The 3,165-nt window shown below is 72.8% G+C and carries 3 protein-coding genes and 1 pseudogene; all 4 read left to right on the top strand.

Going from position 1 to position 3,165, the window contains the following annotated elements; all coding sequences use genetic code 11:
• A pseudogene (locus tag ACTS11_RS17915) lies at positions 1-642 on the top strand (DNA polymerase III subunit delta'); the annotation flags it as partial.
• A 20-nt stretch (positions 643-662) separates the two neighbouring features.
• Positions 663-1,472, top strand: a complete 810-nt coding sequence (locus ACTS11_RS17910; RefSeq protein WP_442641657.1) for a TatD family hydrolase — start codon at positions 663-665, stop codon at positions 1,470-1,472.
• 2 nt (positions 1,473-1,474) lie between these two features.
• Complete coding sequence (locus tag ACTS11_RS17905; RefSeq protein ID WP_442641656.1) at positions 1,475-2,272, top strand: MBL fold metallo-hydrolase; 798 nt, start codon at positions 1,475-1,477, stop codon at positions 2,270-2,272.
• Between the two features lie 9 nt (positions 2,273-2,281).
• On the top strand, positions 2,282-3,165 hold an 884-nt coding region (locus ACTS11_RS17900), incomplete at its 3' end, for an AEC family transporter (RefSeq protein WP_442641655.1).

The following is a 3,165-nucleotide window of genomic DNA, read 5'->3' as shown; positions in this document are numbered from 1 at the left end:
GCCCTCCTGAAGGAGCTGGAGGAGCCGCCGCGGAACGCGGTCCTCTTCCTCGTGTCGCACCGGCCTTCGGCGCTCCTGCCGACGATCCGCTCGCGCTGCCGGACGCTGCGCTTCGAGCCGCTGGGGCCCGCCGACCTCGCGGCGGCGCTCGAGGGCGCGGGGATGCAGGCGGGCGGCGGGGCGGAGGCGGTGGCCGCGCTTTCGGGCGGGTCGGTGGGCGCGGCGGTCGAGCTCATCGCCGAGGGCGGCCCCGCCCTCTACGCCGAGATCGTGGCGCTGCTCGGCGGGCTGCCCGACATGGACCGGCCCGCCGCCTTGCGGCTCGCCGAGGCCGCGGGCGCGCGCGGCGCGGAGGGCCGCTTCGAACTGACGCTGTCGCTTCTCGACACGGCGCTCGCGCGGATCGCGCGCGCGGGCGCCACCGGGGCCGCGCCCGCGCCCATCGTGCCCGGCGAGGAGGCCATGCTCGCCCGCCTCGCGCCCGACCCGCGCGCCGCCCGCGACTGGGCCGACCTCGCCGCCTCGCTGACCGCGCGCGCCCGGCGCGGCCGGGCGGTCAACCTTGACCCTGCCGCCCTCATCTTCGATATGTTCCTCGACATCGACCGGACCGCCGCGCGGCTGGCCGTATCCAGCCCCTGAGCCATCCCGATCCGGACGCCATGCCCGACACGCTGCCCGAACTCGTCGACAGCCACTGCCATCTCGACTTTCCCGACTTCGAGGGCGAGCGGGCGGAGATCGTGGCGCGCGCCGTGGCGGCGGGCGTGCGGCGGATGGTGACGATCTGCACGCGCCTGCGGAACGCCGACGCGGTGCGCGCCATCGCCGAGGCGCACGCGCCCGTCTTCTGGGCCGCCGGCACCCACCCGATGAGCGCGGCCGAGGAGCCGCTCGCGACCGTCGAGGCGCTCGAGGCGCTGGCCCGCCACCCGAAGTTCGTCGGCATCGGCGAGACCGGCCTCGACTATCACTACACCGCCGAAAGCAAGGCCGTGCAGCAGGAAAGCCTGCGCATCCACATCGAGGCCGCGCGGCGCACCGGCCTGCCGCTCATCATCCACGCCCGGGACGCCGACGACGACATGGCGCGCATCCTGACGGAGGAGCATCGCGCGGGCGCCTATCCCTGCGTCATGCACTGCTTCAGTTCGGGCGCCGCGCTGGCGGAGGCGGCGCTCGGCCTCGGCTTCTACCTCTCGATGTCGGGGATCGCGGCCTTCCCGAAGAGCCGCGAGCTCCGGGCGATCTTCGCCGCCGCGCCGCTCGAGCGCATCCTCGTCGAGACCGACAGCCCCTATCTCGCGCCCCCGCCCCATCGCGGGCGGCGGAACGAACCCGCCTACACCGCCCATACCGCGCGCGTCGGCGCCGAGGTCTTCGGCGTCAGCGAGGCCGAGTTCGCCGCCGCCACGACCGCCAATTTCGACCGCCTCTTCGGCAAGGCGAAGGCCTGGGCGGAGGCGGCCTGAGCATGGGCGAGCTGCGCTTCACGATCCTCGGCTGCGGCTCCTCGGGGGGCGTGCCGCGCCTCGGCGGGCACTGGGGCGACTGCGATCCGGCCGAGCCCAGGAACAACCGCCGCCGCTGCTCGATGCTGGTTCAGCGCTTCGGGTCCGGGGGCGAGACGGCGGTGCTGATCGACACCTCGCCGGACCTGCGCCAGCAGCTCCTCGACGCGGGCATCGGGCGGCTCGACGGCGTGATCTTCACCCATGCCCATGCCGACCATGTCCACGGGCTCGACGATCTCCGGATGGTGGTCTTCAACACCCGCCGCCGCCTGGCCGTCTGGGCGGACGGGCCGACGCAGAACGACCTCCTGAACCGCTTCGGCTATGCCTTCGTGCAGCCCGCGGGCAGCGCCTATCCCCCGATCCTGACCCTGCACGCGATCGAGGGCGACGTGACCATCGAGGGCGCGGGCGGCCCGATCACCTTCCGCCCCTTCGAGGTGGAGCACGGCAACATCGACGCGCTCGGCTTCCGCATCGGGGACCTCGCCTACCTGCCGGACGTCTCGGACATCCCCGAAGCGGCCTGGCCGGTGCTCGAGGGGCTGGACTGCTGGGTTCTCGACGCGCTCCGGCGGACGCCGCATCCCTCGCACGCGCATCTGGCGAAGTCGCTCGACTGGATCGCGCGCGCCGCCCCGCGCCGGGCGGTGCTCACCAACATGCACATCGACCTCGACTACCGCACCGTGCTCGAGGAGACGCCGGAGCACATCGTGCCCGCCCATGACGGCATGGTGATCTCCTACGATGTCTGACGGCGCGGAATGATCGGCATCCTCACGGTCGTCGTGCCTGTCTTCCTCCTGATCGGGGCGGGCTACCTCGCGGTCTGGCGCGGGCTCTTCGCGGACAGCGCGGTGGACGGGCTCATGGTCTTCACCCAGAAGTTCGCGATCCCCTGCCTCCTCTTCTCGGGCGTGGCGAGCCTCGACCTGGGCGCGGAATTCGACCTCGCGCTCCTCGGCTCGTTCTACGCGGGGTCGACGGCGAACTTCTTCCTCGGCATGTTCGGCGCGCGCCTCCTCTTCGGGCGGCCCTGGCGGGACTGCGTGGCCATCGGCTTCGTGCCGCTCTTCGCCAACAGCGTGCTCCTCGGACTGCCGATCACCGAGCGCGCGTTCGGAGCCGACGCGCTGGCGGCGAACTTCGCCATCGTCTCGGTGCACCCGGCCTTCTGCTACCTCCTCGGCATCACGACGATGGAGATCGTGAAGTCGGGCGGCGGCGGCGGGCTAAGGACCGCCCGGCTCGTCGCGCGCGCGATGTTCAGCAACGCGCTGATGATCGGGGTCGGCCTCGGCTTCGTCGTCAACCTCTCGGGCCTCGCGGTGCCGGGCGTTCTCCAGGATGCGCTGAACCTGATGATCCGGGCGGCGCTGCCCGCCGCGCTCTTCGGGCTCGGCGGCATCCTCTACCGCTACAAGCCGGAGGGCGACCTCTGGATCGTGGCCTTCGTCTGCGCGCTGGCGCTCGGGCTCCATCCCGCGATCGCCTACACGCTGGGCACGACGGTGGCGGACCTGTCGGAGGCGCAGCTCCGCTCGGCGGTGGTGACGGCGGCGATGGCGCCGGGGATCAACTCCTACCTCTTCGCCAACATGTACGGCGTGGCGCGGCGGGTGGCGGCGACCTCGGTGCTGGCGGGCAC

This window comes from Roseicyclus sp., assembly GCF_052168335.1.
GTDB lineage: Bacteria > Pseudomonadota > Alphaproteobacteria > Rhodobacterales > Rhodobacteraceae > Roseibacterium.
This window is presented reverse-complemented; position numbering and strand designations above follow the sequence as displayed.